Annotated in this window: 14 protein-coding genes and 1 riboswitch; of the genes, 9 read left to right on the forward strand and 5 right to left on the reverse strand. The window is 69.3% G+C overall.

Annotated features, from left to right (window positions below; genetic code table 11):
• The first annotated feature begins 31 nt into the window (after positions 1-31).
• Entirely contained in the window at positions 32-1,147 is a 1,116-nt protein-coding gene (locus ACIA75_RS20895) for a D-alanine--D-alanine ligase family protein (RefSeq protein WP_397106352.1), read from the forward strand.
• A gap of 60 nt (positions 1,148-1,207) precedes the next feature.
• Here the strand turns inward: ACIA75_RS20895 and ACIA75_RS20900 are convergent, their stop codons facing one another.
• Complete coding sequence (locus ACIA75_RS20900) at positions 1,208-1,822, reverse strand: DUF3515 domain-containing protein (RefSeq protein ID WP_397106355.1); 615 nt, start codon at positions 1,820-1,822, stop codon at positions 1,208-1,210.
• A gap of 412 nt (positions 1,823-2,234) precedes the next feature.
• Between ACIA75_RS20900 and ACIA75_RS20905 the strand changes: the two genes are divergently transcribed.
• The 4 genes from ACIA75_RS20905 to ACIA75_RS20920 are packed head-to-tail and all read left to right on the forward strand — an operon-like array spanning position 2,235 to position 5,161.
• Positions 2,235-3,275, forward strand: a complete 1,041-nt coding sequence (locus tag ACIA75_RS20905) for a thiamine-phosphate kinase (RefSeq protein ID WP_397106357.1) — start codon at positions 2,235-2,237, stop codon at positions 3,273-3,275.
• A gap of 11 nt (positions 3,276-3,286) precedes the next feature.
• On the forward strand, positions 3,287-3,970 hold the full coding sequence (locus tag ACIA75_RS20910) for a uracil-DNA glycosylase (protein WP_397106359.1): 684 nt from the start codon (positions 3,287-3,289) through the stop codon (positions 3,968-3,970).
• A gap of 37 nt (positions 3,971-4,007) precedes the next feature.
• Positions 4,008-4,247: a hypothetical protein gene (locus ACIA75_RS20915; RefSeq protein WP_397106361.1), complete on the forward strand. Its 240-nt coding sequence runs from the start codon at positions 4,008-4,010 to the stop codon at positions 4,245-4,247.
• 50 nt (positions 4,248-4,297) lie between these two features.
• Positions 4,298-5,161 (forward strand): alpha/beta fold hydrolase, encoded by an 864-nt coding sequence (locus ACIA75_RS20920; RefSeq protein ID WP_397106363.1) that lies wholly within the window; start codon positions 4,298-4,300, stop codon positions 5,159-5,161.
• Positions 5,162-5,170: 9 nt separating this feature from the next.
• On the opposite strand, the gene ACIA75_RS20925 is transcribed toward ACIA75_RS20920, so the two are convergent.
• The 3 genes from ACIA75_RS20925 to rpmB all read right to left on the reverse strand — a co-directional run bounded on the left by ACIA75_RS20925 (position 5,171) and on the right by rpmB (position 6,825).
• The gene (locus ACIA75_RS20925) at positions 5,171-5,956 is read right to left on the reverse strand and encodes an enoyl-CoA hydratase/isomerase family protein (RefSeq protein ID WP_397106365.1); all 786 of its coding nucleotides are present in this window, start codon (positions 5,954-5,956) and stop codon (positions 5,171-5,173) included.
• Positions 5,953-6,351, reverse strand: a complete 399-nt coding sequence (locus tag ACIA75_RS20930) for a GNAT family N-acetyltransferase (RefSeq protein ID WP_397106367.1) — start codon at positions 6,349-6,351, stop codon at positions 5,953-5,955. The genes ACIA75_RS20925 and ACIA75_RS20930 overlap by 4 nt, the downstream gene beginning before the upstream one ends.
• A gap of 282 nt (positions 6,352-6,633) precedes the next feature.
• Positions 6,634-6,825, reverse strand: a complete 192-nt coding sequence (rpmB, locus tag ACIA75_RS20935) for a 50S ribosomal protein L28 (RefSeq protein WP_011210730.1) — start codon at positions 6,823-6,825, stop codon at positions 6,634-6,636.
• A gap of 802 nt (positions 6,826-7,627) precedes the next feature.
• On the opposite strand from rpmB, the gene ACIA75_RS20940 reads away from it, so the two are divergent.
• Together ACIA75_RS20940 and recG are read left to right on the forward strand one after the other, a co-directional pair.
• Positions 7,628-9,766, forward strand: a complete 2,139-nt coding sequence (locus tag ACIA75_RS20940; RefSeq protein ID WP_397106370.1) for a DAK2 domain-containing protein — start codon at positions 7,628-7,630, stop codon at positions 9,764-9,766.
• An 86-nt stretch (positions 9,767-9,852) separates the two neighbouring features.
• Complete coding sequence (gene recG / locus ACIA75_RS20945) at positions 9,853-12,123, forward strand: ATP-dependent DNA helicase RecG (protein ID WP_397106372.1); 2,271 nt, start codon at positions 9,853-9,855, stop codon at positions 12,121-12,123.
• A 442-nt stretch (positions 12,124-12,565) separates the two neighbouring features.
• Here the strand turns inward: recG and metE are convergent, their stop codons facing one another.
• Positions 12,566-14,833 carry a 5-methyltetrahydropteroyltriglutamate--homocysteine S-methyltransferase gene (gene metE, locus ACIA75_RS20950; RefSeq protein WP_397106374.1) on the reverse strand — a complete coding sequence of 756 codons (2,268 nt, stop codon included), beginning with the start codon at positions 14,831-14,833 and terminating at the stop codon, positions 12,566-12,568.
• A gap of 150 nt (positions 14,834-14,983) precedes the next feature.
• Positions 14,984-15,177: riboswitch (cobalamin riboswitch) on the reverse strand.
• A 277-nt stretch (positions 15,178-15,454) separates the two neighbouring features.
• Between metE and ACIA75_RS20955 the strand changes: the two genes are divergently transcribed.
• Both ACIA75_RS20955 and rsmD read left to right on the forward strand, forming a co-directional pair.
• The gene (locus tag ACIA75_RS20955; protein WP_397106376.1) at positions 15,455-18,853 is read left to right on the forward strand and encodes a pyruvate carboxylase; all 3,399 of its coding nucleotides are present in this window, start codon (positions 15,455-15,457) and stop codon (positions 18,851-18,853) included.
• On the forward strand, positions 18,850-19,443 hold the full coding sequence (gene rsmD / locus ACIA75_RS20960) for a 16S rRNA (guanine(966)-N(2))-methyltransferase RsmD (RefSeq protein ID WP_397106379.1): 594 nt from the start codon (positions 18,850-18,852) through the stop codon (positions 19,441-19,443). Before ACIA75_RS20955 ends, rsmD begins: the two co-directional genes overlap by 4 nt.
• Positions 19,444-19,445 lie beyond the last annotated feature (2 nt).

Raw genomic sequence — 19,445 nt, forward strand, 5'->3', positions numbered from 1 at the left:
ATCGAGTGCCCCGGCAGGGTACCGTTCGGGCATGAACCGGATCAGAGTTGCCGTCGTTTTCGGCGGCCGCAGCAGCGAGCACACCGTGTCGTGCGTCTCGGCCGGCGCTGTGCTGCGCAATCTCGATCCGGAACGGTACGAGGCGGTACCCATCGGGATCACGCCGGCGGGAACCTGGATGCTGGCGGATATCGATATCGCGGCGCTGGCCCGGCACGACCGGACCCTGCCGTCGGTCACCGGCGGTGGAATCGAACTGGTGCTGGCCGCCGATCCGAGCCGCGCCGGAACCCTGGTCGCGCTCGACGATCCGCGTACCGTGCTCGAAACCGTCGATGTGGTGTTCCCGGTGCTGCACGGACCGTTCGGTGAGGACGGCACCGTGCAGGGCATGCTGGAACTGGCGGGAATCCCGTATGTGGGTCCCGGTGTCCTGGCCAGTGCGGCCGGTATGGACAAGGAATTCACCAAGAAACTGCTCGCGGCCGACGGCCTCCCGGTGGGCGTGCAGGTGGTTCTGCGGCCGGGTACCGCGACCGTGGCACCGGCCGACCGGCAGCGGCTGGGGCTGCCGGTTTTCGTCAAACCCGCGCGCGGGGGCTCCTCCATCGGGATCACCAAGGTCACCGACTGGGCGGATCTGGACACCGCGATCGCGACCGCGCGCGGACACGATCCGAAGGTGATCGTGGAGGCCGCGATCATCGGCCGTGAGGTCGAATGCGGGGTACTGGAATTCCCGGACGGCCGGGTGGAGGCCAGTGTGGTCGCCGAGATCCGGATGCCCGAGGACCTCGCCGACGCCGACGCGGGTGAGCAACCGGGCCCGGCCTTCTACGATTTCGACACCAAATACCTCGACGATGTCTGCGAATTCGACGTCCCGGCGAAACTGGACGACGACCTTGCCGAGGAGGTCCGCGCCATGGCGGTGCGCGCCTTCCGCGCCCTGGACTGCCAGGGACTCGCCCGGGTCGACTTCTTCGTCACGGAGGACGGGCCGGTGATCAACGAGATCAACACCATGCCCGGATTCACTCCGATTTCCATGTTCCCGCGGATGTGGCAGGAGACCGGGGTCGGTTACCCGGAACTGCTGGCAGGCCTCATCGACACCGCTCTGACCCGCGGTACCGGGCTGCGCTGAACTGCCCGCGGCACGAACGGTGACACTGCCTGCGGTACGACGGTGGACCCGGCGGGGGTCTCAGTTGGGCAGTTCGCCCGGGTCGATCGGTTGTGCCGGTAATTGTGCGGTGATGGTGTCCGACACCACCTGCAGCGGGGTCGGTCCGGAGTCGTCGGGAACCGTGAGCGCGATATAGGTTTCGCGGTCCACGGCGAACCAGGTGGCGGTGGCCGCGGATTCGTCGCGCACCTCGAACCACTGCACGTCGTTGACCACCTGCAACGGTGAAGCCCGGTTGAATTCCAGTGGCCGGTCGAGCCCGCACCGTAGGACAACCGGGTCGCCGCCCTCGGGCCGCTGCCAGGCCGCGGTCGCTGGGGGTGCCGGCTCGACCAGGGTCGACCTGGTGAAATCGCCGAGTTCCGCGGGGAGTGCGGGTAGCAGCGCGGAGCAGGCGGGTCCCTCGGCGGCGGGTGCCGGAACGGGGCCGAGCGCCAGCGGTTCGCGTTCGGCCGGAGCCCGCAGCACGATCACTGCCGCCACCACGACGCCGACCAGCAGCGCAACCGGCAGCGCCACCGCGGTCGCGATGAGCGCGGGCGAATAAGGCCGGCGTTCGGTTTCGGTGTCGTCAGAGGTCTCGGTGGCGTCGGCCGGGGCCTCGGCTTCTTCGTCCGGCGATGTCCCCGGCATGCTCGGCGTTCCTCTCTGTGGTGCGTGGGCGCTGTGGTCCGTTGCTGCTGCTCCACCGGGTACGGCGGCACGGCAATGGCCGGTCGCCCACGCGGGGATCGCCGGCTGCCGTGGAGCCGGCCGGTGTCCCGCGGGGCGGCGATGAACCGACTGTCGCGGGTACGGCGACGATCAGCGGCCGGCGGTGTCTCGACCGGTCGGCCGCGGCCCGGCAGCCGCAGGTGCGGTGTCGTTCCGGCTGCCGCTTCGGTTCACCGGGCACAGGGTACCGTCAAGGCCGGAAGTGCCGGGTTACCGGCCGCAGCGCTCGCGGCGCGGGTTGTGCCGGCGCGGCATGCCGGTTCGGTGTGGACGCCCCGGATCGGGCCGGCCGCCGGGCAACGGAAGAACCCACGACTGCGCGGCAGCGGTGGTGAGCGAGAAAGGTCGCACGATCAGTAGCGAACCGACAGTGCGCGATCTGGGCGAGTTCGCCCTGATCGACCGGATCAATGCGGGCCGGACACAGGCGCCCGCCGTCCGGCTCGGCCCCGGTGACGACGCCGCCGTACTGTCCGCGGCTCGCGGACAGTACGTGGTGAGCACGGATATGTTGATCGAGGACCGGCACTTCCGGCTGGACTGGTCGGATCCGGAGCAGATCGGGCGCAAGGCGATCGCGCAGAACGCTGCCGATATCTATGCGATGGGCGCCGAGCCCGTGGGTTACGTGATCGGGCTGGGGCTCCCCGGCGATACACCCGTGGATTTCGTGACCCGGCTCGCGGACGGATTCTGGGCCGAGGCGGCGCGGGCGGGCGGCTCCGTCGCCGGTGGGGATATCGTGCGCAGCGCGCATCTGATGATCTCGGTAACGGCTTTCGGTGATCCGCTGGGCGACCGGCCGGTCACCCGGTCCGGTGCCCGGGCGGGGGGCACGGTCGCGATCGCGGGCCGCCCGGGATGGTCCGCGGCCGGATTCGAGCTGCTGGTCCGCACGCATGGGGTTCTCCATCGGTACGAGGATTCGGTGGCGACGGCTGTCGTGGCGGCGGCCGCCGCGCACCGGGCGCCGAAACCGGCCTACGACCTGGTTCGCGCGGCCATGGCCACCGATAACCCGCCGGAAGCGCTCACCGATATCTCCGACGGATTGCTCGCCGATCTCGGGCATCTGGCCGCGGCATCGGGGGTCGCGGTGTCGGTGGACTCCACGCGCCTGCGCGATCCGGAGCTGGAACTGTGCGCCGCGGAGCTGGAAGCGGATGTGCGGCAATGGATTCTGACCGGTGGGGAAGATCATGTCTTCGCCGGTGTCTGGGAACCCGGGGTGACACCGCCATCCGGCTGGACCCCCATCGGAGGTATCGAGCCTGGTGAGGGCGTCACCGTGGACGGCGCGCCGTACCGGGGTTCCGGGGGCTGGGAAGCTTTCTCGGGGACGGACTCGGCGAAATCGGATCACTCACGATAGGTTGTGCGGTCATGGGCACGAAACCACTCGAGGAAATCATCGATCCGGGCTGGGCGAAAGCATTGGCGCCGGTGGCCGATCGTATTTCGGCGATGGGTGAGTTCTTACGTGCCGAGAATGCCGCGGGCCGCGGATACCTGCCCGCCGGGGAGAATGTGCTGCGCGCCTTCCGGCATCGGTTCGAGGATGTCCGGGTGCTGATCGTCGGCCAGGATCCCTATCCCACCCCCGGGCATCCGATGGGGTTGAGCTTCTCGGTGGCACCGGACGTTTCGCCGGTACCGCGCAGCCTGGCCAACATCTTCGCCGAGTACAGCAAGGATCTCGGCCACCCCACGCCCACCAGCGGGGATCTGAGCCCCTGGTCGGACCGAGGGGTCCTGATGCTGAACCGAGTGCTGACGGTCTCGCCGGGGAAACCGGCCTCGCATCGCGGTAAAGGCTGGGAGCAGGTCACCGAACAGGCGATCAGCGCGCTGGTGAGCCGGGACGAACCGCTGGTGGCGGTCCTGTGGGGCCGGGACGCGGCATCCCTGAAACCGGCGCTGGCCCAGGCCGAGGTGCCCTGTATCGAATCCGCGCATCCGTCACCCCTGTCGGCATCGCGAGGATTTTTCGGTTCGCGTCCGTTCTCCCGGGTCAACGAACTCCTGGACGAACTCGGCGCGGAACCGGTGGACTGGCGCCTGCCCTGACCCGGGCGTCGAAGAAGAAACAAGTGAGGAGCACACCATGAAACTGCGCGGCATCACCGCCACGCTCGCGCTGAGCGCCGCCCTGACCGGCGCCGCCGGGGCGACGGCCGGGGCGGCCCCGCTGACCCTGGAACCGGCACAGCCGGTCACCGAGCCGGCGCAGCCGGTCGCCGAGGATTTCACCTCGAGCGGCTCGTCGACCATCTCGGCGTCGGTGAACGCGAAGGGCGCATGCCTGTTCCAGCGGACCCTCAGTGCCATGGACCTGGACTGCTGATTTGTCCGTTCGTACGGCGTAACGTCCGCATATTTGCGATGCTGCAAATCGTGAGTAATGCGAACTATCTGCTCGATCCCGTCCGGCTGCGACTACGCGGCGCGGGCGGGATCGAGCTCGTTGCGGACCGGCACGGCCCGTCGGACGGCCCATTAGTGCTGTTCCTGCACGGTGGCGGCCAGACCCGGCACTCCTGGAAACAGACCGGCGACCGGCTCGGCGCCGCGGGGATCCGCGCGGTCACGCTGGACGCGCGCGGTCACGGGGACAGCCAGTGGGCGCCGGATCGCGACTACCGCTACGACGCCATGGTCGGCGACGTATTCGCGGTGCTGGAACAGCTGGGTGGCGGTCCGGCCGTCGTAGTCGGCGCCAGTATGGGCGGAATCACCGGGCTGCTGGCCACCGGCGCACCGGGCGGGGAGATGATCTCCGCGCTGGTCCTGGTGGATATCGTCACCCGGCCCGAACCCGCCGGAGTCGACCGGGTCGTCACCTTCCTGAGCAAGAACCCCGATGGTTTCGCCACCGTGGACGAAGCCGCCGACGCGGTGGCCGAGTACATGCCGCACCGGCCCCGGCCCGAATCCAGCGCGGGACTGCTGCGCAATCTGCGCGAACGCGACGGTCGCTGGTATTGGCACTGGGATCCCGGCATTCTCGGTGACAAGGGAGTCGACCCCGACGAGATGGCCCGCAACCTGGAAAGCGTCGCCCGGGCGCTGACGATTCCGGTACTGCTGGTGCGTGGCCTGCAGTCCGATGTCGTCAGCGCCGAGGGAGCGGCCGAATTCCAGACCCTGGTACCGCACGCGGAAATCGCCGAAATCGGCAATGCCGCGCATACCGCCGCCGGTGACGACAACGACGCATTCACCGAAGCGGTGGCGAAATTCGTGCTGCGGACCCGCTGAGGGCCTCGATCAGTTCAGTCCGGAATAGTCGGGGGTGCGTTTGGCGAGGAAGGCGTCCACGCCTTCGCGGCCGGTCGGGCTGCCCGCCGCTGTGCCCATGGCATCGCGTTCGGCGTCCAGCTGATCGCTGAAGGTCGCGGTGGCGGACCGGCTCAGCAGGGTGCGGATGGAGGTGTAGCTGGCGCGGGGGCCGCGCGCCAGGGTCCGGGCCAGATCGCGGGCGGCCTCCTGGACCGCATCGTCGCTACCGGTCAGCCGCGCAAGAATGCCGAGGCGGTGGGCCTCCGCCGCGTCGAGGACCGTATCGGTGAGCAAGATATCGCGGGCCTTGGCCGCGCCCACCAGACGCGGCAGCGTCCAGGACATCCCGCCGTCCGGGCTCAAGCCCACCCCCGGATAGGCGGGACGCATCCGGGTGCCGGGGCCGCCGACCGCGATATCGGCGGCGCACACCAGGCTCATTCCGGCCCCGGCCGCCCAGCCGTGTACGGCCGCGACCACCGGGACCGGTGCGGCATCCAGGGCGCGGACGAAAACGTGCAGGGTATCGGCGAGCTGGTACAGATGTGCGGCGCGATCCTCGGCGGCCGCGAAATCCCGGACATCGCCGCCGGCGCAGAAGTTGGGGCCCGAACCGGTCAGCAGTATGGCACCCACATCCGGACCGGCCGCGGCCAGAGCGGCGGTTCCCGCGGCGACCCCGGCGAAATCGAGGGAGGTGCCGCGGGCCGCGGTCGACAGGGTGATCTCCAGGACCCCGTCGTCGATTCGGATGTATTCGGTTTCGGTGCTCATGATCGGAACTCTACTGCCGGGCGCACCATCCTGATCTCGGTTGCGGTGGCGAACCGTTCGGCCCGGGCGGTGCCGTCGGGGGCGAAACCGTACTTGGCGTAGAAGGCGCGGGCGCGCGGGTTGCGTTCGAAGACCCACAGAGAGCAGGACAGATCCGGTTCCAGTACGGCATCCATGAGGGCTTGTGCGAGCCCGGTGCCGTACCAGTGGGCGCGGACGTACATCGCGCTCAGCTCCCGCGCAGCGGCCGCGGGCAGGTCGCGGGGCAGTCCGTACTGGGCGAATCCGATGATCTCGGCACCGTGCTCCGCGACCAGAGTCGTCTTCCCTGGATTGTCGCGTGCGATTCGCTCCCAGCCCGCGGCGCGCTGGTCCTGATCGAAAGCCGCAAGCACATGATCGGGTACGAGTCCCTGGTAGGCCTCGCGCCAGCAGGCGATATGGCATGCCGCCAGCGCCGGTGCGTGCGCAGGGGTGAGTGGAACGATCCGCCATGACGGGGCGGGCGCAATCCGGCCCCCGAAGTCGTGTTCGATGGGTGTCCCTCCGCTCGAATACCGGCACGACTTCGCCCCGGCTGCCGAGCGGCAACCGGGGCGGAGTCGACTGTATGAAGATATGCGCCGGAAAGCAGCGCGAGGGTCACCCCGGCTCGGCCGCGGCGCGGTGGTCGCAGCTCAGCCGCGGACGACCTTGCCCGCCTTGAGGCAGGAGGTGCACACATTCATCCGGCGAGTGTTACCCGGGGCGACCTGTGCGCGCACGGTCTGGATATTCGGGTTCCAGCGACGGTTGGTGCGCCGGTGCGAATGCGAGACCGACTTCCCGAAGCCGGGGCCTTTGGCGCAGACGTCGCAGACGGCAGCCATAGTCGCGAACTCCTTCATGTCATCAGGGGGACCGGCCACCGGTACGGCGGCCGATCCGAGATCATTGTCATCATGCCTGCCGAGGAAACCACGGCGAGCGCAGACCGGTCCGGTCGCGCCAGGCAACCCTGCAAGATTAGCCCGGCCCGCGGTGATCCTCCAAACCGGGGGTGAACCGTGCCCTGACCGGACGAACGGGTCGAGACCACCGGTGTGGGCGTTGGCGGTCCGCCCCGGTGTCGGGCACCGGAGGGCCGACCGGGGGCAAGCGCGCCTTGTGCGCAGTGTTCGTTGTCATGCTCCGCGGCTCTGTGCCGCTGTCCCTGCTCGTGGGCGATGAGAAGGCCCCGAGCCGAGCCATATTCTCACCGGGCGCCCTTGCCGGGACGACGGTGAGGCCGCCGCTGCCGCTCCGTGTTACCTGTCGCACTCAGGATCTCGCTGTCGGCCCGGTGTGTGAGCTTCGCGGTACCCGAAGGTCCCTGGTGCTCGGGCGCTACCGCAGCAGACGGCGCGCGGTCACAACTCGACCCCGCCATTGCACAACTGATCGAGCGCCGGGGTCGCACTCGTCGGTGCGGCTCGGCGCTGCCGGCCAGCGGTACGTTATCGACGTATCCCTCGGCCGGTTCTGGACGCGCGACGGCCTGGGCAAATCATGTATAGGAAGCCCGCGGAGCCCGGCGGCGTCCGTGGGCCGTGGTTCGAACCGGCCGGCGCCTGCCCGGTGTTGTGCGCCCGGTCGGCTGTGTCGGGCTTCGCCGCTAACCTGGCGGGCGACGATCCGACGAGCAGGAACGAGGTGGCAGTGCCCGAAACCCGGCAGGCGAGCGGTGTTCCGGACCGGTGGCGCCCGGGGGTCGATGACGCACTCACCGCCGGCGGCCTGGTTTCGTCGGCCGGCGACGCTCCCGAATCGGGGCTCGGTGGCGTGGAATTGCTGTACTGGGGTCGTGCGTGCGTCCGCGCGCTGGAGCAGTCGCGCGGGGAGATCGACGCGCTCAATGTCTTCCCCGTACCGGACTCGGATACCGGCAGAAATCTGCTGGCGACGATGCGTGCCGCGGTGGCGGAAGCGGAAGCGGTCTCGGGGAACCTCGTGGGCGGCCCCGGCGATACCCCGGGGGACGGCCACGGGAGGACATCTGCGGGCGGCGTCGGCGAGGCATCCGGGGTCGGTGCCGGTGGGATATCCGCGGGTGGCGTCGCTGAGACACACAGGGACGGTGCCGGCGGCGGGGCGCAGGGGCTGGTACACGGGATCGCCGCGGCGATGGCACGGGGGGCGACGGTCGGTGCCCGGGGGAATTCCGGGATCATCCTGTCGCAGGTGCTCCGGGGTTTTGCCGAGGCTACGGCGGAGACCGCGATGACCGGCCGGACCTACCAGGACGCGCTGGCGCGGGCCGCGGTATTGGTCCGGGGCAGTCTGAGCGAGCCGATCGAGGGAACCATTCTCACCGTGCTCGACCGGGCGAGCGCCGCGGCGGCCGGCTGTCCCGAGTCCGGACTGGACCGCGTCGCGCGGGCAGCCGCGGAGGGGGCGGCGCGGGCGCTGGACGATACCCGCGAGCAGCTGGCTGCGCTGCGCGCGGCCGGGGTCGTGGACGCGGGCGCGCGAGGGCTACTGGTGCTGCTGGACACGATGGTGGCGGTGGTGACCGGGGAAATCCCCGTTCGCCCCGGGTACGCGGCCGCCGCCGGTGCGCCGGGTACCGGCCACCGGCAATCCGCGGCGGTGCCGGAGCGGTACGAGGTGATGTTCCGGATCACCGGTGGTGATGATGATCATGCCGCCGCGTTGCGTTCCCGGTTGGCTCTGCTGGGTGATTCCGTGGTGGTGGCGGCCGATGGAGCCGGGGGCTGGGCAGCCCATGTCCACTGCGCGGACGCGGGGGCGGCGGTGGAAGCCGGACTGGCTGCGGGAAGTGTGCGGGATATCCGGATCGAATACCTCGCCGGGACCCAGCCGGCAGTCGGTGCCGCCGGCGGCACGGAAACTGCCGGTCCGGACAGAGCCGGAGGATGCCCGGTAGCGGATCCGTGGACGGCGAGCGGCGAGCTCGGTCCGGCGGCACGTTCCGCGCTCGGACCGGCAGGTGCTGCTGAGCTCGGTTCGCCCGCGGCGGATGTTGCCGGGCTCGGTTCCCTTGCGGCGGGTGCTGCCGATCGTGGTGAGCCGATGGTGGGCGGTGCCGACGGTAGGGCGGCGGTGGGTGCGACGGTCCATCGCGGGGGACCGATGGGTGCGGCGGCTGATCGCAGTGTGTCGGTGGTGGGCGGGGCCGGCCGTGGTGTGCTGGCGGTTGCCGCGGGGGCCGGGGCGGCCGCGCTGTTCGAAGCGGCCGGTGCGGTGGTGCTGACCGCCGAGACCGCGCTCGAATCGGCGGTGCTGCTCGCGGCGATCCGGGAGATGCCGCACCGCGAGGTGCTGGTATTGCCCAACGGCGCCCTACCGGCTCATGAACTGGTCGCGGTCGGCGTCGCGGCGCGCGATGCGCACCGCGACGTCCTGTTGCTGCCCAGCGCCAGCATGGTGCAGGGGCTGGCGGCGATGGCGGTGCACGACCGGGCGCGGATCGCGGTGGACGATGGGTTCGCCATGTCCGAAGCCGCCGCCGCCACTCGCTGGGGGGCCCTGCGGCGGGCCGGTGAACGCGCGCTGACGATGGTCGGCACCTGCGCATCCGGCGACGGTCTGGGGCTGGTCGGACACGATGTGGTGGTCATCGACAGGGATGTCCTGGCCGCGGGACACACCCTGCTGGATCGAATGCTGGGGCTGGGCGGGGAACTGGTGACGCTTCTGGTCGGTGCGGGGGCACCGGATGAACTGGCCGCCGAACTCGCGCGGCATATCGGGGACGAATTCCCCGGCGTCGAGGTCACGGTGTATTCCGGGGGCCAGCGTGCGGACCTGATACAGATCGGTGTGGAATGAACAACCGTCCGACCAAGGGTCCGGTGCAGACGGGAGGATCGCGATGGTGACGCTATCGCGGGGTGACACGGTGAGAGTGGGGTGAGATGGCCACACTGAGCGATCGGCTCGATCATGTGCTCGGGGCGAAAGCGGCCGGGTCGCTGGCGGATGCGTTCGATATGGGCACCGTGGAGGATTTGCTGCGTCACTATCCGCTGCGCTATGCCACCCAGGGGCAACCGCTCACCGAGGAAGCGCCCGAGGACGGTGCGCATATCACGGTGATCGGCCGGATCACCAAAGCCGAACTGCGGCCGATGCGGCAGCGGCGCGGCTCGCTGCTGAAGGTGGTTCTCGATACCGGCTCCGGCCGCGGGGTGGATGTCACCTTCTTCAACGGTGACAAGGTGAAATACGTTGTGCGTGAAGGCGCCCGGGCCATGATGTCCGGCACGGTGAACTACTGGCGCCCGGGCCAGTGGAATCTCAGCCACCCCGGGTACCTGATCCTGCCCGAGGCCGATACCGACGAACCGCAGCTGACCACCGTGCGCGGCGGCGGCGACCTGCGTGGAATCGCCCAGAGCGCGAAAGGTGCGGGCGGGGTGGATATGTCGTTCTTCGACCGCGAGTTCATTCCGGTGTATCCGGCGACCGCGAAAGTGCAGAGCTGGGAGATCCTGGCGTGCGTCCGGCAGGTGCTCGACCAGCTCGATCCACTCGCCGATCCGCTGCCCGACGATATCCGTGGCGAACGGGAGTTGATGCCGGTGGGTGACGCGCTGCGGTTGATCCACCTGCCCGAAAGCCAGTCCGATATCGAGCGCGCGCGGGAGCGGCTGCGCTTCGACGAGGCACTGGCACTGCAACTGGTGCTGGCCGAACGCCGGCACGAGGTGTCCGGCCGGACGGCGCGCGCCTGTCCACCGCGGGCGGACGGGATCGCCGCGGCCTTCGACGAGCGACTGCCGTTCGAACTCACCGAGGGGCAGCGCCAGGTGATCGCGGAGATCTCCGCCGACCTGTCCCGGGAACAACCGATGCATCGCCTGCTGCAGGGTGAGGTCGGGTCGGGGAAGACCATCGTCGCGCTGCACGCGATGCTGCAGGTCGTCGACGCGGGACAGCAATGCGCGCTGCTCGCGCCCACCGAGGTACTCGCCGCTCAGCACTATCGGTCGCTGTGCGCGATGCTGGGTGATCTCGGGCAGGCCGGTGAACTCGGCGCGGCCGAGACGGCGACCCGGGTCACGCTCGTGACCGGTTCGATGTCCACGGCCACCAAACGGGCAGCTCTGCTCGCCGCCGTGACCGGGGACGCCGGGATCGTGATCGGCACCCACGCGCTGATCCAGGACGCGGTCGAGTTCTTCGATCTCGGGATGGTGGTGGTCGACGAACAGCATCGCTTCGGTGTGGAGCAGCGGGACGCGCTGCGGGCCAAAGCGAAGGCGGGTATCTCCCCGCACCTGCTGGTGATGACCGCGACCCCGATCCCGCGCACCATCGCGATGACCACGCTCGGCGATCTGGAGACCTCCACACTCACCCAGTTGCCCCGCGGCCGCTCGCCGCTCGCCTCGAAGGTGGTGCCACGTCGCGTCCATCCCAACTGGGTGGACCGGGCCTGGGAGCGGATCACCGAGGAGGTGGGCGCGGGCCGGCAGGCCTACGTCGTGTGTTCGCGGATCGGCGAGGACGAGGACGGTGCCGGCTCCAAGGGCGGCAAATCCCGCGGTGCGGACTCCGGGAAGGAGCCGCCGGCCACTCAGGCGGTCCTCGACGTCTTCGATCGGCTGCGCACCGGCCCGCTGGCGCAACTGCGGATCGGGCTCCTGCACGGGCGGCTGCCGTCCGACGAAAAAGACCAGGTGATGCGCGACTTCAACGCCGGTGATATCGATGTGCTGGTCTGTACGACCGTCGTCGAGGTCGGCGTCGACGTACCGAACGCGACCGTGATGGTCATCGTGGACGCCGACCGCTTCGGCGTGAGTCAGCTGCACCAGCTTCGCGGCCGGATCGGCCGTGGCGCGCACCCCGGGCTGTGCCTGCTGATCACCGACGCCGCTCCCGGCGGTCCGGCGATGACCAGGCTGGAGGCGGTGGCTGCGACCACCGACGGTTTCGAACTGTCGGTGCTCGATCTGCGGCAGCGGCGCGAAGGCGATGTGCTGGGCTCGGCGCAGTCGGGGACCGCGCGGTCGCTGCGGCTGCTGTCGCTGCTCGACGATCTCGAAGTCATCACCGCCGCACAGGAACTCGCACGTTCGGTCGTTGCCGTCGATCCCGGCCTGACGCGGCATCCGGGCCTGGCCGCGATGATGCACGCCGCTGTCGACTCGGAACGACTGGAGTATCTGGCGAAATCCTGAGCGCTGCGGTGTGAGTTACCGGACGGCCGGCATTCGCGGGCCCGCGCGGCGGGTTTGCTTCGCTGCCCGGAGTCTTGCGCATAGTGCCGCCGCGGCCACCGGATATCCACCGCTCATCTCACGTCGACTCGGTGGTTTCCGGAAATTGTTGTGGCAGGGCGGAACCGAAGCGCTGCTCATGACGTCAAACCTGACACAGAGTATCGGCGAGGGATAGGTGGGCGGAATGAGACCAGAACGAGGGTGCCGTGTGGTCCGGCGGGTGTTGCCGGTCCCGCAGTCACGGGTCCGGCCGGTTCTCCGGATGACCCGGCGTTGCCCGGAATGTGCTGCGGTCGAACGAATGCGGGGCCGGGAGTCCGGGGCGGGGGAGTTGGAGGGGTGACCCGGCCCAGGGTGCCCGCTGTCGGGGCAGTCACCCGGGCCGGATCGGTTCGTCGGATCAGCGCACGTTACGAGCCGCGGCGACCATATTGCGCAGGGATGTTTCCACCTCGGCCGTCCCCCGGGTTTTCAGACCGCAATCGGGGTTGACCCAGAGTCGTTCGGCGGGAACGGCTTTCAGTGCGGCCTGCAAGGCGGCGGTGATCTCCTCGATGCTCGGCACCCGGGGTGAGTGGATATCGTAGACACCCGGACCGACGCCCGCGTCGAAGCCGGCGGCATTCAGGTCGTCGAGGACCTCCATATGTGAGCGGGCCGCCTCGATCGAGGTCACATCCGCGTCCAGTCCGGCGATCGCGTCGATCACCTCACCGAATTCGGAATAGCACAGATGGGTGTGGATCTGGACGGAATCCGACACCCCGGAGGTCGCCAGCCGGAACGCGCCCACCGACCAATCCAGGTAGGCCTGATGGTCGGCGCTCCGCAGCGGCAGCAGTTCGCGCAGCGCCGGTTCGTCCACCTGGATGATCCGGATTCCGGCGTTCTGCAGGTCGACGGTTTCATCGCGGATCGCCAGCGCGACCTGGCGTGCCGAATCCCCGAGCGGCTGATCGTCGCGGACGAAGGACCAGGCCAGGATGGTGACCGGCCCGGTGAGCATGCCTTTCACCGGTTTGTCGGTGAGCGATTGCGCGAACCGGATCCAGTCGACCGTCATGGGCGCGGGCCGGGACACGTCCCCGAACAGGATCGGCGGGCGTACGCAGCGGGTGCCATAGGACTGCACCCAGCCGAGTTCGGTAGCCGCGAAACCGTCGAGCTGTTCGGCGAAGTACTGCACCATATCGTTGCGTTCCGGCTCGCCGTGGACCAGCACGTCGAGTTCGAGCTGCTCTTGCAGGGCGATGACCTCGGTGATCTCCTCCCGCATCCGCCGCTCGTATTCGGGCCGGTCGATATCGCCCTTGCGCAGAGCCGCCCGGGCCAGCCGGATCGCCGAGGTCTGCGGGTAGGAGCCGATCGTGGTGGTGGGCAACGGCGGCAGCTGCAGCCGGTCCTGTTGCAGGGCCCGGCGCCGCGCCGCGGGGGCGCGCTCGATCGCGTCCGGCCCCAGCGCGGCCAGGCGTGCACGCACCTGCGCGTTGCCGATCCGCGGATCGGACCGGCGGGTCGCCGCTGCCGCGCGGGCCTGCTCCAGCTCCGCTGCGATGGCCTCGATGCCGGTGTTCAATCCGGTGGCGAGGAGCCGCACCTCGGCCACTTTCTCGGCGCCGAACGCGAGCCACGAGCGCAGGGCGTCGTCCAGCTGTGTTTCCGCGGCCAGCGTGTAGGGCACGTGCAGCAGGGAGCAGGAGGTGGATGCCACGACGTATTTCGCGCTGCCGAGCAGTGTGGCGAGGGTGGACAGGGCCTGGTCCAGGTCGGTGCGCCAGACATTGCGTCCGTCGACGACCCCGGCGACCAGGGTTTTGTTCGCCAGTGCGGGGACGGCGGCCGGCGCGTCGACGGTGCCGCCGGCGACCAGGTCGACCGTGAGCCCTTCCACGTCGGTCCCGGCCAGGGCGTCCAGGGCCGGTCCGGGGTCTCCGAAGTAGGTGGCGACCAGCATGGCCGGCCGGTTCGCCGGTGCTGTCAGTTCGGTGTAGACGTGCCGGACCACCGTCAGTTCCTCGGCCGTGAGGTCGGTGACCAGCGCGGGCTCGTCGATCTGCACCCACTCCGCGCCTGCCGCGGCGAGCAGGCCCAGCAGTTCGCGGTAGAGCGGGATCAGCTCGCCGACGCGATCCAGGGCGGCCGCGCCGGTCGACTTCGACAGCTTCAGGAAGGTGATCGGGCCGATCACCACCGGGCGGGCAGGGACACCGAGTTCGATCGCCTCACTCAGCTGCGCGAGCACCTCGCCGGGGTACAGCGCGAACGTCGTCTCCGGCCCGATCTCGGGGACCAGGTAGTGATAGTTGGTATCGAACCATTTGGTCATCTCCAGTGGTTCCACCGCATCGGTACCGCGGGCCGCGGCGAAATAGCGGTCCAGCGGATCGGTGATATCGGTGACCCGCGGCGGCAGGGCGCCGAGCAGTGCCGCCGTGTCGAGCATCTGGTCGTAGTAGGAGAAGGTGCCGACCGGGATCGAATCCAGGCCCGCGGCCTGCAGTTCGGCATACTGATCGCGGCGCAGGGTGCGCCCGGTTTCGTGTAGCTGTTCGGCGTCGATGCGCCCGGCCCAATAGGATTCGGTCGCGCGTTTGAGCTCCCGGCGCGGCCCCACCCGGGGAAGTCCGAGAACGGTTGCGGTGAACGGGCTGTGCGAAGTAACAGTCACGGTGTTCTCCAGTGCTGATGGTCGGCCGACCCTCGCCTTACGCGGGCGCACGGACACCGATGAGACCCCGGATTCCCGGCCGCACGGCCGGAACATGTCAGCATTGGTGGACCGCGACGCCCAATCCACGAGGCGGTGGTCACCGGGTACGGCGTACCCGGTACAACCGGCAGGTCTTCGGACTCGCGGGCTCCGGCCGATCGGCCGACCTACTGACCATCGCTTCCCAGGCTGTGCGCCCAGTGCTGATGATGGCGTTCGTTCCTGCTCACCGCTGCGGGACAGTTCCGGATTCCCACCGGATTCCCTCTCACCCGCTCGGTGCGGGCTTCGACGCCGTGCCGGTCGTTCGGGGCTCCGAGTCGACCGGCCGGCGAACCAGCTGCGTGATCCACCATAGTCCGCACCGCATCCGGCGGGGCCGGGCCGGAGCCCGATGGGGGTGCGGAAAGTTGCCGGGTGTTGTCCGTACCCGGCCGGGCGCACCATCCGCCGCCGCCTGCGGTGAGATATGACCGGACGATGACCAATACTTCGCAGTGCTGCCATACCCCCTTGTGAAGATTCTGCGAAGTGGACTTCGGAGTCGATCCTGGATGTGGCGCCGGGTACGTTGGGTCAATGTTCTCGAAAGTCTTGGTTGCCAATCGTGGCGAAATCGCCATCCGGGCCTTCCGTGCGGCCTACGAGCTCGGTATCGGAACGGTTGCCGTGTTCCCGCACGAAGACCGGAATTCGGTCCACCGCCTGAAGGCGGACGAGGCATACGAGATCGGTGAGGAAGGGCATCCGGTCCGGGCCTATCTATCGGTCGACGCGATCATCGAGGCGGCCAAGACCGCCGGCGCCGACGCCATCTACCCCGGATACGGGTTCCTCTCGGAGAACCCGGACCTCGCCGCCGCCTGTGCGAACGAGGGCATCACGTTCATCGGCCCGTCGGCCGAGGTCCTCGAACTGGCCGGTAACAAAGCCCGCGCGATCGCGGCGGCGAAGGCGGCCGGGCTGCCCGTGCTGAATTCCAGCGCCCCCTCCGCGGATGTCGGCGAACTGCTCGCGGCGGCCGAATCCATGGAGTTCCCGGTATTCGTGAAGGCGGTCGCCGGTGGCGGCGGCCGGGGGATGCGCCGGGTACAGACCCGCGAGCAATTGCGCGAGTCGATCGAGGCGGCGTCCCGCGAGGCCGAATCCGCGTTCGGCGATCCGACGGTCTTCCTGGAACAAGCGGTGGTGAACCCCCGACATATCGAGGTGCAGATCCTGGCCGATACCCAGGGCAATGTGATGCACCTGTTCGAGCGTGACTGTTCGCTGCAGCGCCGGCACCAGAAGGTGATCGAGCTGGCGCCCGCCCCGAACCTGGACCCGGAACTGCGGGACCGGATCTGCGCCGACGCGGTGGCATTCGCGCGGCAGATCGGCTACAGCTGCGCGGGCACCGTCGAATTCCTGCTCGACGAACGCGGTAACCATGTCTTCATCGAGATGAATCCGCGGATCCAGGTCGAGCACACGGTGACCGAGGAGATCACCGATGTGGACCTCGTGCAGTCGCAGCTGCGGATCGCGGCCGGGGAGAGCCTGGCCGATCTGGGGTTGAGCCAGGACACGGTGACCATTCGCGGTGCCGCGCTGCAATGCCGGATCACCACCGAGGATCCGTCCAACGGCTTCCGGCCCGACGTCGGCCGGATCACCGCCTACCGCACCCCCGGTGGCGCGGGAATCCGGCTCGACGGCGGCGCGAATCTGGGTGCCGAGATCGGGGCCTACTTCGATTCCATGCTGGTCAAGCTCAGCTGCCGGGGCCGGGATTTCCCGGCAGCGGTCGCCCGGGCGCGCCGTGCGCTGATGGAGTTCCGGATCCGCGGGGTCACCACCAATATCCAGTTCCTGCTGGCGGTTCTCGACGACCCCGATTTCAAAGCCGGGCGGGTTACCACCTCGTTCATCGACGAGCGTCCCCAACTGCTCTCCTTGCGTGAACCGGCCGACCGCGGCACCAAGATCCTGAACTACCTGGCCGATATCACCGTGAACAAACCGCACGGTGCGCGGCCGACCGCGGTGTACCCGCACGACAAACTGCCGGCGATCGACCTGTCGGTGCCGCCGCCCGACGGGTCCCGGCAGAAACTGCTGACGCTGGGGCCGGAGGGTTTCGCGCGGGCGCTGCGCGAACAGAAGGCCGTCGGGGTTACCGATACGACCTTCCGCGACGCCCACCAATCACTGCTGGCGACCCGGGTGCGGACCAACGGCCTGCTCGATGTCGCGGGGCACGTCGCCCGGCTGACTCCCGAATTGCTCTCGGTCGAATGCTGGGGCGGGGCGACCTACGATGTCGCCCTGCGGTTCCTGTACGAGGATCCGTGGGAGCGGCTGGCGGCGTTGCGCGAGGCGATCCCGAATATCTGCCTGCAGATGTTGCTCCGCGGCCGCAACACCGTCGGCTATACGCCCTATCCCGAACGGGTGACGCGGGCCTTCGTCGCCGAGGCCACCGCGACCGGGATCGATATCTTCCGGATCTTCGACGCGCTCAACAATGTCGACCAGATGCGTCCGGCGATCGATGCGGTCCGCGAGACGGGCACCGCGGTAGCCGAGGTCGCCCTGAGCTACACCGGGGATCTGACCAGCCCGGACGAAAAGCTCTACACCCTGGACTACTACCTGAAACTGGCCGAGCAGATCGTCGACGCGGGCGCGCATGTGCTGGCGATCAAGGATATGGCGGGTCTGCTGCGCGCCCCGGCGGCGGCGAAACTGGTGACCGCGCTGCGCAGTAATTTCGATCTGCCGGTCCATGTGCACACCCACGACACCCCGGGCGGTCAGCTGGCCACCTATCTGGCGGCGTGGCAGGCCGGCGCCGACGCCGTCGACGGTGCCGCCGCGGCCATGGCCGGGACCACCAGCCAGCCCGCGCTGTCGGCGATCGTCGCCGCTGCCGCACACAGCGATTACGACACCGGCCTGAACCTGGGCAATGTCTGTGATCTGGAGCCGTACTGGGAGGCGCTGCGCAAGGTCTACGCCCCGTTCGAATCGGGTCTGCCCGCCCCGACCGGCCGCGTCTACACCCACGAGATCCCCGGCGGCCAGCTGTCGAACCTGCGGCAGCAGGCCATCGCGCTCGGCCTGGGCGACCGGTTCGAGGAGGTCGAGGCGAAATACGCCGCGGCCGACCGGCTGCTGGGCCGGTTGATCAAGGTCACCCCGTCGTCGAAGGTCGTCGGTGATCTCGCGCTGTCGCTGGTCGGGTCCGGTGTGGAGGTCGCCGATTTCGCCGCCGACCCCGGCCGCTACGACATCCCCGATTCGGTGATCGGGTTCCTGCGCGGCGAACTCGGCACCCCGGCGGGCGGCTGGCCCGAACCGTTCCGGGAGAAGGCGCTCGCCGGCCGTGGTGCCGCCAAGCCGGAGACCCCGCTCTCGGCGGAGGACGAGGCCGGGCTGGCCGGGACCTCCCAGGAGCGTCGCGGCACCCTGAACCGGCTGCTGTTCCCCGGACCCACCGCCGAATTCCTCGCGCATCGCGAGAAGTACGGCGATACGACCGGGCTGTCGGCGAATCAGTTCTTCTACGGCCTGCGCCACGGCGAAGAACATCGCGTCCAGTTGGAGAAGGGCGTCATCCTGCTGATCGGGCTGGAAGCCATCTCCGAACCCGACGAGCGCGGTATGCGCACGGTGATGTGCATTCTCAACGGGCAACTGCGCCCGGTCTCGGTGCGCGACCGCTCCATCGCCAGCGAGATCCCGGCCGCGGAGAAAGCCGATAAGAACAACCCGCACCAGATCGCCGCACCGTTCGCCGGTGTGGTCACTCTCACCGTGGCCGAAGGTGACACCGTCGCGTCCGGCGACACCATCGCCACGATCGAGGCCATGAAGATGGAGGCCGCCATCACCGCGCCCCGCGGGGGTGTCGTGGGCCGGGTGGCCATCACCCAGGTGCAACAGGTCGAAGGCGGTGACCTCCTGGTCGAACTGGGCGAGCGCGAGTCCGAATGACCCGGATCGTCGCCGGGATCGCCGGCGGGCGGCGCCTGCGCGTGCCGCCCGCCGGGACCCGGCCCACCTCGGACCGGGTCCGCGAGGCGCTGTTCTCCTCGATCGAGGCCCGGCTGGACCTCGACGGTGCCCGGGTACTCGACCTCTACGCCGGGTCGGGCGCGCTGGGGCTCGAGGCGCTGTCCCGCGGCGCCGAATCAGCATTGCTGGTGGAATCGGACCGGCGCGCGGCGGCGGTGCTACGCGGCAATATCGCGGATCTGGGATTCGGTGCGGCGCAGCTCCGGGTCGGTGCGGTGACCCAGGTGCTGGCACAGGGCGGCGCGGGCGCTTTCGACCTCGTCTTCGCCGACCCGCCCTACGATCTGCCCACCGCGTCCGTCGAGGGAGATCTCCGGGCGCTCGCGGCACACGACTGGCTGGCCGAGGACGCGCTGCTGCTGATCGAACGGTCCGCGCGGTCGGCGGAGATCGAGTGGCCCGCGGGGTTCGCCGGGCGCGCGGCGAAACGCTACGGCGAGACCCGGATCGAATCGGCCGTGTACTCCGGCGTCGCCGTGGTGAGTCACACCTCACCTGCTAGCGTTTGAGC

The sequence above is a fragment of the Nocardia sp. NPDC051750 genome (genome assembly GCF_044453135.1).
Lineage (GTDB): Bacteria > Actinomycetota > Actinomycetes > Mycobacteriales > Mycobacteriaceae > Nocardia.